This is a genomic window from Meridianimarinicoccus aquatilis (assembly GCF_004358675.1).
GTDB lineage: Bacteria > Pseudomonadota > Alphaproteobacteria > Rhodobacterales > Rhodobacteraceae > Meridianimarinicoccus > Meridianimarinicoccus aquatilis.
Genome location: NZ_SMZO01000003.1, coordinates 138,036 through 154,794, shown reverse-complemented (window position 1 = coordinate 154,794; position 16,759 = coordinate 138,036). Strand labels below are relative to the sequence as shown.

The 16,759-nt window shown below is 58.6% G+C and carries 13 protein-coding genes and 2 pseudogenes; 8 read left to right on the top strand and 7 right to left on the bottom strand.

All coding sequences use genetic code 11. The features are described from left to right. The 4 genes and pseudogenes from E2L05_RS02510 to E2L05_RS21405 form a co-directional block, all read left to right on the top strand. Window positions 1-168, top strand: a pseudogene (locus tag E2L05_RS02510) (bifunctional methylenetetrahydrofolate dehydrogenase/methenyltetrahydrofolate cyclohydrolase); the annotation flags it as partial. Between the two features lie 37 nt (window positions 169-205). Further along, window positions 206-1,090, top strand: coding sequence for a formyltetrahydrofolate deformylase (gene purU / locus E2L05_RS02505; RefSeq protein WP_133341314.1), 885 nt, complete (start codon window positions 206-208; stop codon window positions 1,088-1,090). 943 nt (window positions 1,091-2,033) lie between these two features. Further along, window positions 2,034-2,966: pseudogene (locus E2L05_RS02500) on the top strand (Mu transposase domain-containing protein); the annotation flags it as partial. 77 nt (window positions 2,967-3,043) lie between these two features. After that, window positions 3,044-3,199: a hypothetical protein gene (locus tag E2L05_RS21405; RefSeq protein ID WP_449288511.1), complete on the top strand. Its 156-nt coding sequence runs from the start codon at window positions 3,044-3,046 to the stop codon at window positions 3,197-3,199. Between the two features lie 167 nt (window positions 3,200-3,366). On the opposite strand, the gene pdeM is transcribed toward E2L05_RS21405, so the two are convergent. The 7 genes from pdeM to tldD all read right to left on the bottom strand — a co-directional run bounded on the left by pdeM (window position 3,367) and on the right by tldD (window position 13,920). Then, window positions 3,367-4,083 carry a ligase-associated DNA damage response endonuclease PdeM gene (gene pdeM, locus E2L05_RS02490; RefSeq protein WP_133341313.1) on the bottom strand — a complete coding sequence of 239 codons (717 nt, stop codon included), beginning with the start codon at window positions 4,081-4,083 and terminating at the stop codon, window positions 3,367-3,369. A gap of 272 nt (window positions 4,084-4,355) precedes the next feature. Further along, complete coding sequence (locus tag E2L05_RS02485; protein ID WP_133341312.1) at window positions 4,356-6,773, bottom strand: ligase-associated DNA damage response DEXH box helicase; 2,418 nt, start codon at window positions 6,771-6,773, stop codon at window positions 4,356-4,358. A gap of 103 nt (window positions 6,774-6,876) precedes the next feature. Further along, window positions 6,877-7,503 (bottom strand): 3-oxoacid CoA-transferase subunit B, encoded by a 627-nt coding sequence (locus E2L05_RS02480; RefSeq protein ID WP_133341311.1) that lies wholly within the window; start codon window positions 7,501-7,503, stop codon window positions 6,877-6,879. Then, the gene (locus E2L05_RS02475) at window positions 7,504-8,208 is read right to left on the bottom strand and encodes a CoA transferase subunit A (RefSeq protein ID WP_133341310.1); all 705 of its coding nucleotides are present in this window, start codon (window positions 8,206-8,208) and stop codon (window positions 7,504-7,506) included. 111 nt (window positions 8,209-8,319) lie between these two features. Next, the gene (topA, locus tag E2L05_RS02470; RefSeq protein ID WP_133341309.1) at window positions 8,320-11,055 is read right to left on the bottom strand and encodes a type I DNA topoisomerase; all 2,736 of its coding nucleotides are present in this window, start codon (window positions 11,053-11,055) and stop codon (window positions 8,320-8,322) included. 108 nt (window positions 11,056-11,163) lie between these two features. Then, a complete protein-coding gene (dprA, locus tag E2L05_RS02465) occupies window positions 11,164-12,393 on the bottom strand; it encodes a DNA-processing protein DprA (protein ID WP_133341308.1) in 1,230 nt (409 codons plus the stop codon). 108 nt (window positions 12,394-12,501) lie between these two features. After that, complete coding sequence (gene tldD, locus E2L05_RS02460; protein ID WP_133341307.1) at window positions 12,502-13,920, bottom strand: metalloprotease TldD; 1,419 nt, start codon at window positions 13,918-13,920, stop codon at window positions 12,502-12,504. 179 nt (window positions 13,921-14,099) lie between these two features. Between tldD and coxB the strand changes: the two genes are divergently transcribed. Genes coxB through E2L05_RS02440 form a run of 4 tightly spaced genes read left to right on the top strand, consistent with a single transcriptional unit; the run spans window position 14,100 to window position 16,755 of the window. Further along, window positions 14,100-14,960, top strand: a complete 861-nt coding sequence (coxB, locus tag E2L05_RS02455) for a cytochrome c oxidase subunit II (protein WP_133341306.1) — start codon at window positions 14,100-14,102, stop codon at window positions 14,958-14,960. Window positions 14,961-15,020: 60 nt separating this feature from the next. After that, window positions 15,021-15,962 carry a heme o synthase gene (cyoE, locus tag E2L05_RS02450; protein ID WP_133341305.1) on the top strand — a complete coding sequence of 314 codons (942 nt, stop codon included), beginning with the start codon at window positions 15,021-15,023 and terminating at the stop codon, window positions 15,960-15,962. Continuing rightward, window positions 15,962-16,153, top strand: a complete 192-nt coding sequence (locus E2L05_RS02445) for a hypothetical protein (protein WP_133341304.1) — start codon at window positions 15,962-15,964, stop codon at window positions 16,151-16,153. The genes cyoE and E2L05_RS02445 overlap by 1 nt, the downstream gene beginning before the upstream one ends. Then, window positions 16,150-16,755: a cytochrome c oxidase assembly protein gene (locus E2L05_RS02440; protein WP_133341303.1), complete on the top strand. Its 606-nt coding sequence runs from the start codon at window positions 16,150-16,152 to the stop codon at window positions 16,753-16,755. Before E2L05_RS02445 ends, E2L05_RS02440 begins: the two co-directional genes overlap by 4 nt. The last annotated feature ends 4 nt before the right edge of the window (window positions 16,756-16,759 follow it).

Here is a 16,759-nt window from a genome sequence, read left to right as displayed (position 1 = left end):
ACGCGGCTTGTTGGTGATTGCGACTTTGACAGTTGCGCGGCGGTGGCCGGGGCGATCACGCCGGTGCCGGGTGGGGTCGGTCCGATGACCATTGCCTGCCTTCTGGCCAACACGGTGGTCGCCGCGGCGCGCGCCCATGGGCAGCCTGTGCCGGACGGGCTGACCTGAGCCTGATTTTCCATCCTGAACAGAAAGTACTCCTGCCGTGTCCAAATTTGCCCTGACGATCCAATCCCGATCCACGCGCGGCCTTGTGGCTGCTATCGCTGGATACCTGTCCGAGCATGGCTGCAACATCACCGACAGTGCGCAGTTCGATGATCTTGAAAGCGGTACCTTTTTCATGCGGATGAGCTTTTCTGCCGAGACGGGGGCAGAGCTTGGCGCGCTGGCCGAGGGGTTTGCCGCGGTGGCGGAGCCGTTCGGGATGGACTACGCGTTTCACGACGAAGCGGCGCGGATGAAGGTGATCATCATGGTGTCGCGGTTCGGGCACTGCCTGAACGATCTGCTGTATCGCTGGCGGATCGGGGCGCTTCCGATTGATATCGTTGCGGTGATCTCCAACCACATGGATTACCAGAAAGTGGTGGTGAACCATGATATCCCGTTCCACTGCATCAAGGTCACGAAAGAGAACAAGCCCCAGGCAGAGGCGCGCATGATGGATGTGGTGGAAGAGACGGGGGCGGACCTGATCGTGCTGGCGCGGTACATGCAGATCCTCAGCGATGCGATGTGCCGCAAGATGTCGGGGCGGATCATCAATATTCACCACTCGTTCCTGCCCAGCTTCAAGGGGGCGAACCCGTACAAGCAGGCCTATGAGCGGGGGGTCAAGCTGATCGGGGCGACGTCGCATTACGTGACCAGCGATCTGGATGAGGGCCCGATCATCGAGCAGGACACGGTGCGGGTGACCCACGCGCAAAGCGCAGAGGATTACGTGAGCCTTGGACGGGACGTGGAAAGCCAGGTGCTTGCCCGTGCGGTGCATGCGCATATCCACAAGCGAGTGCTGTTGAACGGAAACAAGACGGTGGTCTTCCCCGCCAGTCCGGGAAGCTACGCCAGCGAACGCATGGGGTAGAGCGCAAGGCAAGGGAGGCTCCCGCCCGTCTTCGACATCAAGTGATGTCTCATCCCGTTGGGCCGGGCAGGCTACGCCTGCGGGGGCACGAGGTGGCCTTTGGCGCGTTCTGGCGCGAGGTTCAGGGGCGTCACCAAGCAGAGTGCGTTGCGAGGGGCAGATGCCTGAGTTTCGAGTCACCCGGCTTTTGACTGCACTAAACCACAGGTGCACGGTGTCTGCGTTGGGAGGGCCCGCACCGAAGGTGCTGGGCCCAACGGGATGAGACATGTGTCATGTCGAAGACGGGCGGGAGCCCCCCGGTTCCATACATGTGACCCCCGCCTCAACCTTCTACAATGCGGGGGGCAAATTGTGATGCCACGTTCTGGGCGCAAATACCGGGGTAAAAGATGTGCTATCCGCGTCTTGTTGAGGTGCGATAACCCGCCGTCGGGCCTGTCGTAACGATATTCTCGCATACACAAACGACCCGGCCTCTGGTCATCACGCTCTCCTTGGACATTGGTGCGCCTAAATGGCTATCGGGCTTTTGGGACATGATCGGCTGGATGGGCTCTAGGGCACTCCCGAGGCAATTAACTGTGAGATGGTTGATCTTTACGTTTCGCGCCAACGAGTGCAGACGCGGCGCGAAGGCGGCATCAAGATCACTGAGAATCTATCCAGTCGCACGAGCCCCGGTGTGGGCCGGGCCCTGCGGCAGGTCGGCGCAGTGTTATTGTTCTTGCCGCAGTGCAGCCCCACCGCAATCTCATCGAGATGGCCTTTTCAAAGCGGAAAGCCTTGAAAAGGAAAGATACCGCACGACCAAATGATGAGCACTGGCAATCCGTCGGCCATGCATGCGGCCTATTCATCGAAGAGGATGGCTACAACTTCTTTAAGACCGCTGGATTGTTGGATGTCACTAAGAACTGACCCATCTGCAACCGTGCCTTTGATGGGATGTGTAGGGGGTATTGGAGTGAACGACATGGAATTTATGAGCGTTGTTCGACGTTGGGCGATGCGGGACAAGATGCCTATTCACGAAGTTTCACGGCGGACTGAGCTGTTTCTTAACCCAATCAGGAAGTAACTGGGGGCGGAAATTGTTGAACCGTAGTTTCAGGTGCGAACGCGGCCATGCAAGCTGGACCCCTACGCAGAGAAACTTTCAGGCTGGTTGCTGACGGAGCAGCGCAAATCGCGCCAGGATCGGCGCACGGCCAAACAGATGCATGCTGACTTGGTGCAGTTTGGTTTGGACGGATCGCATGAACGCGCGGCGGCCTTTGCGCACCCGGACGACTGATCGAAAGCAGGTCATGCACATCACTGGGCGCCGGACGTTTGCATCGCCGGTGTGCCCGCCGGGCGGTTCTTTCCAATTCGACTGGAGTGAGGATTGGGCCCATGTCGGCGGCGAGCGCATCAAGCTTCAGGTCGCTCATATCAAACTATCACACAGCCGTGCGTTTCTGGTCCTGACATATCTGTTGCAGATGCATGGGATGCTGTTCGACGCCCACTGGCATGCTCAAAGTGTGTTCGGCGGCATCTTAAGCCGCGACATCTATGATAGCGGGCATTGTCCGCTATTGGTCCAAGGTAAATGGACGCGCAGACAGCAGTGGACAGGGTCAGGCGCGGCAAGCAACGCGATGTGAACGCATGCTTTCTGGCCATGACCAGCCACTGCATTTGATCGCAATCGCTACTCTGTGCCCGCCAGCTTTGCTAACCGCCCCGTCAGCCTGCACATTTACACCGAACGGCTGGTGGTCGTGCTGGAAGCACGCCTTTGGCGCGACGTCGCTGAGGGCTGGTTGGCTGCGAACATCAGCGCATCATTGAACGGTCGCATCGTCAGCTTGGAGCGTTGCGCAACGGCGTGTGCTGCACCAAGATGTCAGGGTGTTCCGTTAATTGCTGTGTCTGATGCTGCGTAAGCCGGGCGGAGATCGTGAAATGGTCGATATCCTGTCGCTGGTCCTGCTTTATGACGAACGCGCCGTGCTCTGGGTCGTGGAAATGGCCCTGGAGGCGGAGGTGCCATTAAAGACCCATGTGCTGCACCTGCTCCACAGATTGGTGGATGGCACGCCGACCGACGGCCGGATGTGACACCGTCGGCAGCCCTCTTTCTGAACAAAGCACCTGAAGCCAATGTCGCGCGCTATGACAAGCGGCGGGGAGGCACACGCCATGCGTCATGATCCCGCCGGAGCCGCCATCGTCATCAAGCTGCGCAGCCTGAAGATGCCCGGCATGGCGGTTGAACGCGCCGGTGCTCATGCATTTCGCTTTACCCCAGCGCGAAGGGTGCGAGTGCGAGGATGGCTTCGTTGCCGAGGCATTGGAATGGCCTGGGCGTTGGGTCCCGTCAGAACCGCGATGGCGTCTGGCTTCATCAAAGCCATGAGGACAGGGTCCGTGGTCCACAAGCCGCCTGTGTAGGTTCCATAGGCGGGCATCACGATGCGCTGCGAATCAATTAAGAAACAGGCCCGGCTTACGGTACCACCTTTGAAGCCGAAGCGAGCTTTGGGGTGAAAATGCCCGGATACTTCGCTCTCGGTGTCCGGCATGGCAATGTGCCGAAAATGCAGCGGTCCGATGTTTGCCGACGGCGCATGCCGTCCCGGCAGGCCGAGAGGACCGGGATCGTGGTTGCCCTCTATCCACACCCAGTCCCGCACCGTGATCAGGCGGGCGAGCCAATCATTCAACTCTGTCGGGAGCTGCGCTGCTGCCGATATGTCGTCAAAACTGTCGCCCAAGCAGATCACATTTTGTGCGGCCGTTTCCGCCAGATCCGCATCAAGCCGGGCCAAGGTTTCATGCCCATCATAGGGCGGTAGAATGTTGCCCGTTCGGCGCGCCACGCGTTCCGACTTGCCGAAATGCAGGTCCGACACGCAAAGCATGCTTTCATCGGGCCACCATAGGGCCCCAGATGGCAAGGCCCGAAGCGCCGCCCCGCGGAACGTGAAAGCATAGTGGTTCATGCTCTGTTCACACATGAATTCTATCGTTTATGCAAGATGAGTATGGATGCGTTTGTTGCTTTTGAGAACAGACCGGGCACTGTCACAAATTCTACCAGCCGAGTTCTAGCAGGATAGTTCTGGCTCCCACGATTTTAGTGAAAAAGGAGCATCCCTCGCGAGATGTACTAAGGACAAGGAACCCGAGAGGAGCGGAGCCGAACAGACTATTCGGCTGCCGATCGTGTATTTTGAAGTCGATACCCGTTGATGTTGGCCCAATCAGAGAGTGATCACGCAGGAAGTCCGGCGGCCTTGATCAACTTTTGCGCGGCTTCGGCGAGTATTCTTTCCTGCCCGGCGCCTTTTACTGGCACGCGGTTTGGTTCCAACATCAAGGGGGCAGCCAACGGCGTAACACGGCCGAGTTGCACATGATCGACCCGCCCGCGCGTGCGAATGATCATGTCTTCGATGCGCCCAAAATCAACGAGACCGCGCCGTGCCTCTTCGCGGGTGATCTGTAGCAACAGGTGATCTGGATCATACTTGCGCAAAGTGTCGTACAGGATGTCGGATGAAAAGGTCGCTTGCCGACCCGTCTTCCGTTTTCCGGGCGATTGCCGGTCAATCAGCCCTGATATGACCGCCGATGCCTTGAATGTGCGTTTCATAACGGCGTTCCCGGCGAGCCATGTTTCGAAACCGGCGCGCAGGTCCTCTCCTTCGAACAGGGGGGCGGGATCATCGATCGGGTCGACTGACCATACCAGCACGGCATAGTCGGTGGCTGTGAACCCCAAGGGACCGAGGCCGAGGTCTTCCATTTTCTGTGTGACCAGCAGCCCGAGGGTTTGCATCGCGTTGCGCCCTGCAAATCCATAAATGCAGGTGTGCGGTCGACCGTCATAGGGAAAGCTCTCGATCAAAAGGCGGTCCCCGCGCGGCAATCGCGAGATGCGTCGTTGCAAGTGGAGCCAGTCGCGGGTGTGACCCGGCAGGCGCGGCCAGTCATCTTGCTGAAACATATCGAGAATACGTTCGGTGAGCCTTGTCGATGTCGCAAACTTGGTTCCCATGAAGGTGGCGATCTTTGGCGTGGTTCCGCCCCGGCGCGACACTTCAACGGTCATTTCTCGCAGGCCCTCATAGCGGACGATCTGCCCGCCAATCAGGAAGGTGTCGCCAGGGGTCAGCGTTGCGGCAAAGGCCTCTTCCACCTCGCCAAGGGGGGCACCACCGCGTCCGCGCATGCGCACTTTCAGGGTGTCGGTGTCCATGATCGTACCGATATTCATGCGTATTTGGCGGGCGGCGCGTGGGTCGCGCAACTGCCATAGGCCATCCGGTCGCTGCACCAGCCTTTGCCACCGGTCATAGCTGCGCAGTGCGTATCCTCCAGTGGCACAAAAATCGAGGCAGGCGTCGAATCCTTCTCTGTCCAGCGACGCATAAGCGCCGACGCTTGTTACTTGGGCAAACAGGGCATCCGCATGAAACGGCCCGGCGCAGGCGGCGATGAGAATGTGCTGACACAGAACATCGCGCGGACCATCGCCGCGCGGCTCGCCATCAAGGGTTCCCTCGCGCACGGCATCTAGTGCAGCGTGACATTCGACCAACTCGAACCGGTTCGCAGGCACCAACCGCGCTTTGGACGGGGCGTTGTACCGGTGATTGGCGCGACCGATCCGTTGCACCAACCGCTTGATGTTCTTGGGTGCGCCAACCTGGATGACCAGATCCACATCGCCCCAGTCGATCCCCAGATCAAGGCTTCCGGTACAGACGATGGCGCGCAGGTCACCGGCAACCATCGCGTCTTCAACGCGTGTGCGCTGTTCACGGGACAGCGAGCCGTGGTGAATCCCGATGGGCAAAGCCTTTGAATTGGCGAGCCAAAGATCATGAAAGAAGAGTTCAGCCTGTGCCCGGGTGTTGTGAAAAATCAGCGTCGTGCGATGCGCTTCGATCGCCTCTAGCACGGCGGGGATCGCATAGCGCCCGCCGCCGCCCGCCCAAGGGGGGCTCTGCGGGACATCCAAAAGCGCAATATCTGGGGTTGGGCCGGGATCGGCCAACAAAACGCGGCAAGGATCAGGGTGATATGCCAGATAGCGAGCGATGGCGTCCGGGTCTTCAACGGTTGCCGATAGTCCGACGCGGCGCAAATCGGGGCAAAGCGCTTGCAACCGTGACAGTGCCAGCATCAATTGATCGCCCCGTTTGCTTTCGGCCAGCGCGTGTATCTCATCCACCACTACCCGTTGCAGCCCGGCAAATATGCGCGGCGCGTCTTCATAGCTGAGCAACAGGGCCAGGCTTTCTGGCGTCGTGAGCAGAATATGCGGCGGGTCGGCGCGTTGCCGCTTGCGCGCGCTGGCGGATGTGTCGCCGGTACGGTCCTCCACCCGGATGGGCAAACCTGCCTCCGCTATCGGGGTTTGCAGGTTGCGGCGAATGTCCGCCGCAAGGGCCTTTAGTGGACTGACGTACAGTGTGTGTAGCCCTGCGCGGGGCTCCGCCGTTAGTTCCGCCAAGGTGGGAAGAAAGCCCGACAGCGTTTTGCCACCACCTGTAGGCGCGATCAAGAGCGTGGCCGGGTCTTGCGCCGCGTCCAGCATTGCTTGTTGATGTGGATGCAGAGCCCAGCCGCGGGCGTTCAGCCACTCTTGCAGAGGGTCGGGCAATGGCGCGGGGGAATGGATCATATCAAGCACTTAGGTCCGATAGGGCGCATTGGCCAGTCGCCGGACATGGAAAACCCCGCCCTTGGAAGGGGCGGGACCAATTCGTGTGCAGAATGAAGGGTGACTAGTCGACTATCGTGGCCTCGGTCGCGGCGCGCAGTTCGTCTTCGGTCACGCCATCGGCGGTTTCTATGATCTTCAGGCCACCTTCGACCACATCAAGCACGCCAAGGTTTGTGATGATCCTGTCCACGACGCCCGTGCCGGTCAACGGCAGTGTGCAGGCCTTCAGAACCTTGCTGTCGCCATGCTTGTTGGTGTGATCCATCACGACGATGACTTTGCCGACGCCGGCAACAAGATCCATCGCGCCGCCCATGCCTTTGACCAGCTTGCCCGGAATCATCCAGTTCGCCAAATCACCGTTTTCGGCAACCTCCATCGCGCCAAGAATGGCCGCCGCGATCTTTCCGCCGCGAATCATACCAAACGATTGCGCACTGTCGAAATACGATGTGCGCGCCAATTCGGTGATGGTTTGCTTGCCAGCATTAATCAGGTCAGCGTCTTCTTCGCCCTCAAACGGGAATGGGCCCATGCCCAGCATTCCGTTTTCGGATTGCAGCGTGATGTCCTTGTCGCCGACATAATTGGCGACCAGCGTCGGGATGCCGATGCCGAGGTTCACATACATTCCGTCTTCGAGTTCCTGTGCCGCGCGGGCGGCCATCTGATTACGATCCCAGGGCATTTATGCCTCCTCGCGCTTGCGCGTCGTGCGCTGTTCGATGCGTTTCTCGTGCGCGCCTTGGACGATGCGGTGCACATAGATGCCGGGCAGGTGGATCCCGTCAGGGTCTAACTCGCCGCGGGGCACGATTTCTTCGACCTCAGCGATGCAAACCTTCCCGCACATGGCTGCAGGCGGGTTGAAATTGCGGGCTGTCTTTCGGAACACCAGGTTGCCAGTGTCGTCTGCTTTCCAGGCCTTCACGATGCTCAGATCAGCAAAAATACCCTCTTCGAGGATGTAATCTTCGCCGTGGAATTGCTTCACTTCCTTGCCCTCGGCAATGACGGTGCCGACACCGGTCTTGGTGTAAAAACCTGGGATGCCGCAGCCGCCGGCGCGCATCCGTTCGGCCAGCGTGCCTTGTGGGTTGAACTCCAGTTCCAGCTCGCCCGACAGATATTGCCGCATGAATTCAGCGTTTTCGCCCACGTAGGACGACATCATTTTTTTCACTTGGCGCGTCTGCAAAAGAACACCCAATCCGAAATCATCGACTCCAGCGTTATTCGAGGCCACCGTGAGATCTTTGGTGCCCGCCTCGCGGATCGCGTCGATCAGAAGCTCGGGGATGCCGCACAGGCCGAAACCGCCAGCCGCGATTAGCATGCCGTCGAACAACAGCCCGTCGAGAGCCTCTGCTGCCGTGCCGTACACTTTCTTCATCAGAATTTTTCCTTCCAGCAATCTGCTGACTTTGTGACGTTGCGCCAATGTGCTGTCAACAAAATGCCGCAGCGCAGCGGCGTTGTGGGCAGCCTGCGCTGCCCCTTTGGGTCACTCAGTTTCTTTCGGCGCAGCCTTCTTTGCTGCCGGTTTCTTGGCAGTGGTCTTTTTTGCAGTGGTCTTTTTGGCGGCGGTCTTTTTCGCGGCCGGCTTCTTCTTTGGGGCGGCTTTTCTTTTGGTGCCAGACTTGGCTGCCCGTTCGGCAAGGATCGGCAATGCCTGTTCCAGCGTAATGCCTTCGGGATCAAGTTCTTTGGGAAGAGTTGCGTTTATCTTTTCCCATTTGACGTAAGGCCCGTAGCGGCCCTTCATCACGTTGACAGCACCGCCATCAGGATGCTCGCCAAGTTCCTTGAGCGGCGTTGTCGGGGCAGGTTTGCCGCGTTTCGGTTTCGACGCCAAAACTTCGACCGCGCGGTTCATGCCGACGGTGAAGACTTCGTCCACGTCTTCAAGATTAGCGTTCGTACCGCCCTTGTGGCTGATCGATTCGGCGTGCTTGAGGTAAGGCCCATAACGCCCGATATTCGCCCAGATGGTGACCCCGTCTTCGGGGTGCGGGCCGATTTCGCGGGGCAGGCTGAGCAATTTTAACGCTTTTTCCAAGTCGATCTGCTCTGTTGGCCAATCCTTGGGGATCGACTGGCGCGGCGGCTTCTTGTTTTCTTCCGTCACTTCGCCGCGCTGAACATAGGGGCCAAAACGCCCTTTGTGGGCATAGATATTGTCGCCCTGATCCTCGCCCAGCAACTTACCTTCTGGGGGGATGCCTCCGGAATCGGTGTCTTCCATTCCGGGGGGGCCAAACGGGCGGGTGTAACGGCATTCCGGATAGCTTGAGCACCCGATGAAGGCGCCCCCGGACCGTGCCGTGCGCATGGACAAGCGGCCCTTGCCGCAGTTCGGGCATAAGCGCGGGTCAGACCCGTCTGGCTTTGGCGGGAACAGATGCGGTTCCAGCACTTCGTTGATCTTTTCCAGCACCTCGGTGATGCGCAACTCAGCCGTTTCCGCAATCGCCGCAGAAAAGTCGTGCCAGAATTGGTGCAGTACTTCTTTATAATCCCGCTCGCCCGCTGACACATCGTCCAGCTGGCTTTCGAGATCGGCGGTGAAATCATAGCCGACATATTTGCGGAAATAGTTGACGAGGAAGGCCGTCACCAACCGCCCTTTGTCTTCTGGGATCAGCCGGTTTCCGTCTTTCACGACATAACCGCGATCCTGAATCGTTGTCACGATCGATGCATAGGTGGACGGGCGGCCGATTCCCAGTTCTTCCATCCGCTTCACAAGCGATGCTTCGGTGTAGCGTGGCGGCGGCTGGGTGAAGTGCTGTTGGCCAAGGACCCCGCCATCATCCGACAGGATCGCGGCAGAGCTTTTGCGGGCCTCGGCCACGGCATCGGTGTTTCCACTGGCCTTGTCATAATCGGATTGAAGCGCACCGCCGAAGGATTTCAGCGCATCGCCTTCGGCGACTTGCGGCAAACGCGCATCGTCTTCATCGCCGACGTCATCGCGGCCTTCTTCATACACTTTGAGAAAGCCGTCAAACATGATGACCTGTCCTGTGGCGCGCAAAACGACCTGTTCGTCTTTGCTGCCGACATCAATGGTCGTGCGTTCCAGTCGCGCAGCAGCCATTTGGCTGGCAATGGTCCGCTTCCAGATCATGTCGTAAAGCTTGCTTTGGTCCGGGTCAGAAATACGCAGATCGGCTGCGTCTTGGGACAAGTCAGTTGGGCGAATACACTCGTGCGCCTCTTGCGCGTTCTTGGCCTTGTTCTTGTAAATGCGCGGCGAGCTTGGCAGATAGCTGTCGCCGTAGCGACCCTTGATCGCGTCGCGCGCGGCGGTTACCGCCTCGGGTGCCATGTCGATCCCATCGGTCCGCATGTAGGTGATATGCCCTGCCTCATAAAGGCGCTGTGCCGCGCTCATGGTGTGGCGCGCGCCGAAGCCGAACTTGCGGCTGGCTTCCTGTTGCAGGGTGGAGGTCATGAATGGAGGGGCAGGGTTGCGGTTGCCCGGCTTTGCCTCGACCGACAGAACAGACAGCGCACGAGAGGACACGGCCTGTACCGCGAGTTCAGCAGCCTCTGACGTCGCCAGATCGAACTTGTCCAGCTTTTTGCCGCCCAGAGTTGTCAGGCGCGCGGTAAATGTTTGGCCGCGAGGCGTTTCCAATACGGCGCGGACAGACCAGTATTCGCGCGGATTGAACGCTTCGATTTCCATCTCGCGTTCGACGATGATGCGCAGGCATACAGATTGCACCCGTCCGGCAGATTTCGCACCGGGCAGCTTGCGCCACAGAACCGGGCTGAGGTTGAACCCCACAAGATAGTCGAGTGCGCGGCGGGCGAGATAGGCCTGAACCAATTCCATATCGACTTGGCGGGGGGCCTTCATCGCCTCGGTCACCGCGGATTTGGTGATCGCATTGAAGACAACACGACTAACTTCGGTCGTCTTCTTGATCGCTTTTCGCTTGGTCAGAGCCTCTTGAAGATGCCAGCTGATCGCTTCGCCCTCGCGATCGGGGTCGGTTGCAAGGATGAGGGCGTCATCTTCCGCCAATGCGTCGGCGATGGCTTTGACGTGTTTACGGCTATCGGCGGCGATTTCCCAGATCATCTCGAAATCATGATCGGTATCAACGGACCCGTCTTTTGGAGGAAGGTCGCGCACGTGCCCATAGGACGCCAAAACAGTAAACTGGTCGCCGAGATACTTATTGATCGTCTTGGCTTTCGCGGGGGACTCGACAACGACGACCGGCATAAGCAGGGCTCCAAAGACAGGGACATTCCGAACGGATGACCGCTAGATGTGGCGGCAGAGAGGGGGATGTCAATGTCATGCTGTGCCAACTGGCATCGTTACGCGGTCTCAGGTACGCGAAACCATACCCCCGGCATGACGGGTGATCCTGCCCTCAAGTTCCAATTCCATAAGGGCTGGAGCGACAACAGTCGCGGGCATTTTCAGGTCGCGAATAAGTTGATCCTCGGGCAACGGCGTTGGACCCAGCCGAGAGAGAATCGCCGATGTTTGTGCCTCTGCCGAATCTTTTGGTTTTGGTTTTGGCCCGGGCGGCGCTTTTCGAACTTGATGGGATTCTACGCCTTTGTCGTTTTTGGGCGCTGTCGGGGCGTGCACCCTTGATGCCGACCTCGCGGTACCATCAGCAGGCAGCGGAGAAAGCGGCGTAAACCCTTCAGTCGCTTCCCCCAAAGCTTCGATTGCGTCGGCGGCAGAGCGCACCAACGTCGCCCCGTCACGGATCAGCATATTGCATCCCGTGGCGCGGCCGTCGAACGGGTGGCCGGGCACGGCAAGCACATCTCGGCCTTGGTCGAGGGCGTTTCGGGCCGTGATCAAGCTGCCGGAGCGTGCGGCGGCTTCGACAACGATAAGACCGCGCGCGAGGCCCGAAATGATTCTGTTCCGTCTTGGGAAGTGCCGGGCTTGCGGCGCAAGGCCCATGGGTTGTTCGGACATCAAGAGACCTTGGTCCGATATGCGCCTGTAAAGCGGTTCGTTTTCTGCTGGGTAGGGGACGTCAATGCCGCCGCCCAAGATGGCGATTGTTCCTGTTTTCAGGGTCGCGCCATGCACCGCAGCGTCAATGCCGCGTGCGAGGCCGGACACGGTCACAAATCCTGCGTCACCGAGGTCTCTGGCCAGTTGTTTTGCCATACGTTCGCCAAGGCTTGAAGCGTTGCGGGCCCCGACCAATGCGACCAAAGGTTTGCCCAGCAACTCAGAACGACCGCGCACCCAAAGTACGGGCGGCGCATCTGATATCTGAGCAAGAAGTTGGGGGTAGTCGGAATCGCCGTGGCATAGCAGTCGCGCCCCCGCCTTTCTGCCTGCGCGCATTTCTGCTGCGACGGTATCGTGCGACGCGGCGATGTAATTGCTGACGCCCGCCTTGGCCGCGAGATCGGGCAGAACGTCAAGAACTTGCGCGGCGCTGCCGTGTTCTCCCATGAGGCGGAAGAACGTGTGCACACCGACCCCGCGGGACCGAAAGAGACGGAGCCACGATGACCTATCTTCATCCGTCTTGGGTGGGATGAGGGGTGTAATAGAGGAGGAAAACAGGGTCTGTGTCATCGCGGCTCCACCCGAGGGGTGAGCCAACATTCAGTTGCGCGGTCTTAACGCCAAGTAAAATTAGGCGGATATTTTTGGATTATTTGCAAAAAGACTTGGCGTTCCTGTTCAAGACGAACCGCCGACCGTCAATTTGCCGATGCGCAAACTGGGTTGCCCGACGCCCACCGGCACCCATTGTCCGCTTTTGCCACAATTCCCGATGCCGGGGTCCAAAGCCAGATCGTTGCCAATTGCCTGAATGTGCTGCATCGCTGTGGGGCCATCGCCGATAAGGGTTGCGCCTTTGACCGGGGCACCCACCTTGCCGTTTTTGACGCGATACGCCTCGGTACAGGAGAATACGAACTTGCCGTTGGTGATGTCGACTTGCCCGCCACCAAAGCCCACCGCATAGATCCCGTCATCCAGCCCAGCAAGTATGTCTGCAGGATCCTCTTTGCCGGCAAGCATATAGGTGTTGGTCATGCGTGGCATCGGCGGATGCGCATAGCTTTGTCGCCGCCCGTTGCCCGTGGGGGGGACGCCCATCAAGCGCGCATTTTGCCGGTCTTGCATATAGCCCACGAGAATTCCGTCTTCGATCAAGGTCGTTTTGTGGCTTGGCGTGCCTTCATCATCAATTGAGATTGATCCGCGCCGGTTCGGGATGGTTCCGTCATCCAGCACAGTCACACCGGGAGAGGCGACACGCTGTCCCATCAGCCCTGAAAAGGCCGAGGTCTTCTTGCGGTTGAAATCCCCTTCCAAGCCATGCCCCACGGCCTCGTGGAGAAGAATACCCGGCCAACCTGGGCCAAGCACGACGTCCATCACACCGGCGGGAGCGGCTTCTGCGGTCAAGTTGACAGCGGCGATGCGCAACGACTCCCGAACGGCGTCCTGCCAATGGTCCGGATCCGTCACCAACGACAGTGGCCTGCGCCCGCCAGCGCCGACACCGCCCGATTCGCGGCGCCCATTTTCTTCAAGAATCACCGACACGTTCAGACGGGTCATCGGCCGAATATCCGACACGATCATGCCATCTGGCCGCATGATCACCACTTCTTGCTGTCCGGCTGCCAGCGTGGCGGATACTTGAACAACGCGCGGATCCAAATCGCGGGCGAAGGCATCAATGTCTCTTAGCGTGGCCACCTTGGCGGCGAACGGTGCCTCGATAACCGGGTCTACATCGGAATAAAGCTGGGTATTTGTTCCCCGTGGCGGCTCTGCCAGAGTGCCGCCGCCCGCGCCAACGGCCAGCCGCGCAGTGTCCCCCGCGCGCTTCAACGCGGCTTCTGTAATCTCTGTCGAATGGGCGTAACCCGTTGTGTCCCCACGCACAGCCCGAAGTCCAAAGCCTTCCGAGGCATCAAAACTCGCGGTCCGTAAACGACCATCATCGAAGCTCAGCACTTCGGATCGACGCCGTTCCAGAAACAACTCGCCATCGTCCGCGCCATCGGTTGTTGCCCGCAACAGTCGCAGTGCCGTATCGGGGTCAAGACGCGTCACGAAGGGGTCAAACCGATCTGTCGTCATGGATTTTCGCCTTTTTGTCATTGATACAGATCAAAAATGACCTGTATGTCGCAGTGCCAGAAGGTTGTTCCGTCGCACGAGATATGATTTTTGGGCACATCACATCAACGGGTGAACACGCCCAAGGCGCGCTGCGCTATCGTGCGCCGTGCTCTGAGCGAGATCAACAGGAAGAGAACATGCAATTCAAACTGCCAACACTTGGCCTTGCTACTGTAGCGCTGACTTCGATTGCCGCGTCTGTGGCGGTGGCACAGGATGTTCTGGGCGATCTGCCGGTCATCGGAAAGCCGACACCGGGCGCAATGGGCTTTCAGCCGGCCGTTACGGAACTGGCCCGCGACCTGCAATGGCTTGACGGTTTCATCAATGTCATCATCATCGCGATTACAATCTTTGTGACGGCGTTGCTGGGCTGGTGCATCTTGCGCTTCAACGAAAAGCGCAATCCAGAGCCGGGCACGTTCACTCACAATTCTCCGCTGGAAATCGCATGGACGATCGTACCGATCATCATCCTTGTGTTTATCGGGGCTTTTTCGCTTCCAATCCTGTTCAAACAGCAAGAAATTCCTGAGGCGGACATCACGATCAAAACAACTGGCTACCAGTGGTACTGGGGTTATGAGTATGTTGACGAAGGTTTCGGGTTTGAAGCGTTCATGCTTGAGCGAGATGAACTTGCCGACGCTGGCTATTCTGATGACGAGTACCTGCTGGCGACAAACGAAGCCATGGTTGTGCCCGTGAATGCAACTGTTGTGGTGCAGGTGACTGGTGCAGACGTGATTCACTCTTGGGCAATTCCAGCCTTTGGCGTGAAGCAAGACGGTGTTCCCGGTCGCTTGGCGCAGTTGTGGTTCAAGGCAGAGAAAGAAGGCGTCTATTTCGGTCAATGTTCAGAACTGTGCGGTCAGGCTCACGCCTACATGCCGATCACGGTCAAGGTCGTGAGTCAGGAAAAGTATGATGCATGGCTTGAAGTGATGCGTGAAGAATATGCTGGCATTCCTGGCAGCTACACCGTCGCCGCCCGCTAAACCCCACGTTTGTACGTTTTGTCCGCCAGCCTTAGTGGTTGGCGGGCCGGAGTTTTCTGAATGACCGATGCAACGTCCAATCTGACAGGGCCTCAAACCGGCGAAGCCGGTTTCGGCGATTACGTCGCCCTGCTGAAGCCCCGCGTCATGACGCTGGTGGTGTTCACAGCGTTTGTCGGCCTCATGGTGGCGCCGGGATCGCATCACCCGATGGTGGTTTTTGCGTCCATTCTGTTCATTGCGCTTGGCGGCGGGGCCTCGGGCGCCCTGAATATGTGGTGGGATGCCGATATTGACGCGATCATGCGCCGTACGCGCGGTCGCCCCGTGCCATCCGGTGCCGTGCGCGGCGACGAAGCCCTTTCGCTTGGTGTCGCCCTTTCCGGTATTTCGGTTATAATGCTTGGGCTTGCGGCCAATTGGGTTGCGGCAGGGCTTTTGGCTTTCACCATCTTTTTCTACGCCGTGATTTACACGATGTGGCTCAAGCGTTGGACCCCACAGAACATCGTGATCGGTGGGGCTGCAGGGGCGTTTCCGCCGATGATTGGCTGGGCTGCCGCAACCGGCGGCATCTCGGTGGAAAGTGTCTTGATGTTCGCGCTGATCTTCATGTGGACGCCGCCGCACTTCTGGGCACTCGCCCTGTTCATGAAATCCGATTACGCTGACGCTGGCGTTCCGATGCTGACAGTGACGCATGGTCGTCCAGCCACGCGCCGTCACATTCTGATCTATACGGCTCTGCTGGCGCCGCTTGCGATTGGTACAGCGTTCTCGTCTATTGGCGGGCCTGTCTATCTTGCCGTTGCAGTTGTTATGAACGTTCGCTTCTTGATTGGCGCATGGGCCATTTCGCGCCGCGACGATGCTGCCGCCGAAGCAGACAGCTATAAGGTTGAAAAGACGTTCTTCCGTTTTTCCCTCTATTACCTCTTCGCTCACTTTGGGGCGCTGATGATTGACGCAGGTCTTGCGCGCTTTGGTTGGGGGCTCTGGTAATGGCATTTGGTAAAGACCACGAACTGCACACGCGCCGATTTGGACGAAACCTTGGCCTTGGTCTTGCATTACTCGGATTTGTCGCAGTGATGTTTGGGTTAACCATTGCCAAAGTGGAACGGGGTGCGCCGGTGCAACAGGGTTTTGACCATGTATTGCGCCCGGAAATGTTGCCGGAGGAAACGAAGTGAGCCAAGCGAACATTCGCAAGACAGCTTTAAGCGCCGTTGGCGTCGTGGTGGTTATGGCTTCCCTCGGTTTTGCAGCGGTGCCTGCATATGATCTTTTCTGCCGCGTCACCGGCTTTGGTGGTACGCCTTTGACCGCACAAACCGGGGCCGATACAGTTCTTGAACAGACTGTGCGCGTTCGCTTCGACGCCTCGACGTCCAAAGACATGGCATGGGAATTCAAGCCGGTGCAGCGCACCATGGATATCAAGATCGGCGAAACCGGCCTTGCATTCTATGAGGCTTATAATCCGACGGACCGGGTGATTGCGGGCTCTGCCAGCTATAATGTAACGCCCTATGCAGCTGGCGGGTACTTTACCAAGATTGATTGCTTTTGCTTCACCATGCAGGTTCTTCAACCCGGTGAGCGTGTGCAAATGCCCGTGACCTTCTTTGTAGACCCAGAAATTGTGGAGGATGATGAAGGCAAGTTCCTCCACGAGATCACCTTGTCTTATACCTTTTACGAAACGGATGTGCCGGATGACCGGCAGGCGGAACTTGCGCCTGCTGCCGTGGGCGCGACCGACCCCGCCCAAACAAAATCTTCCGTGAACTGACGAG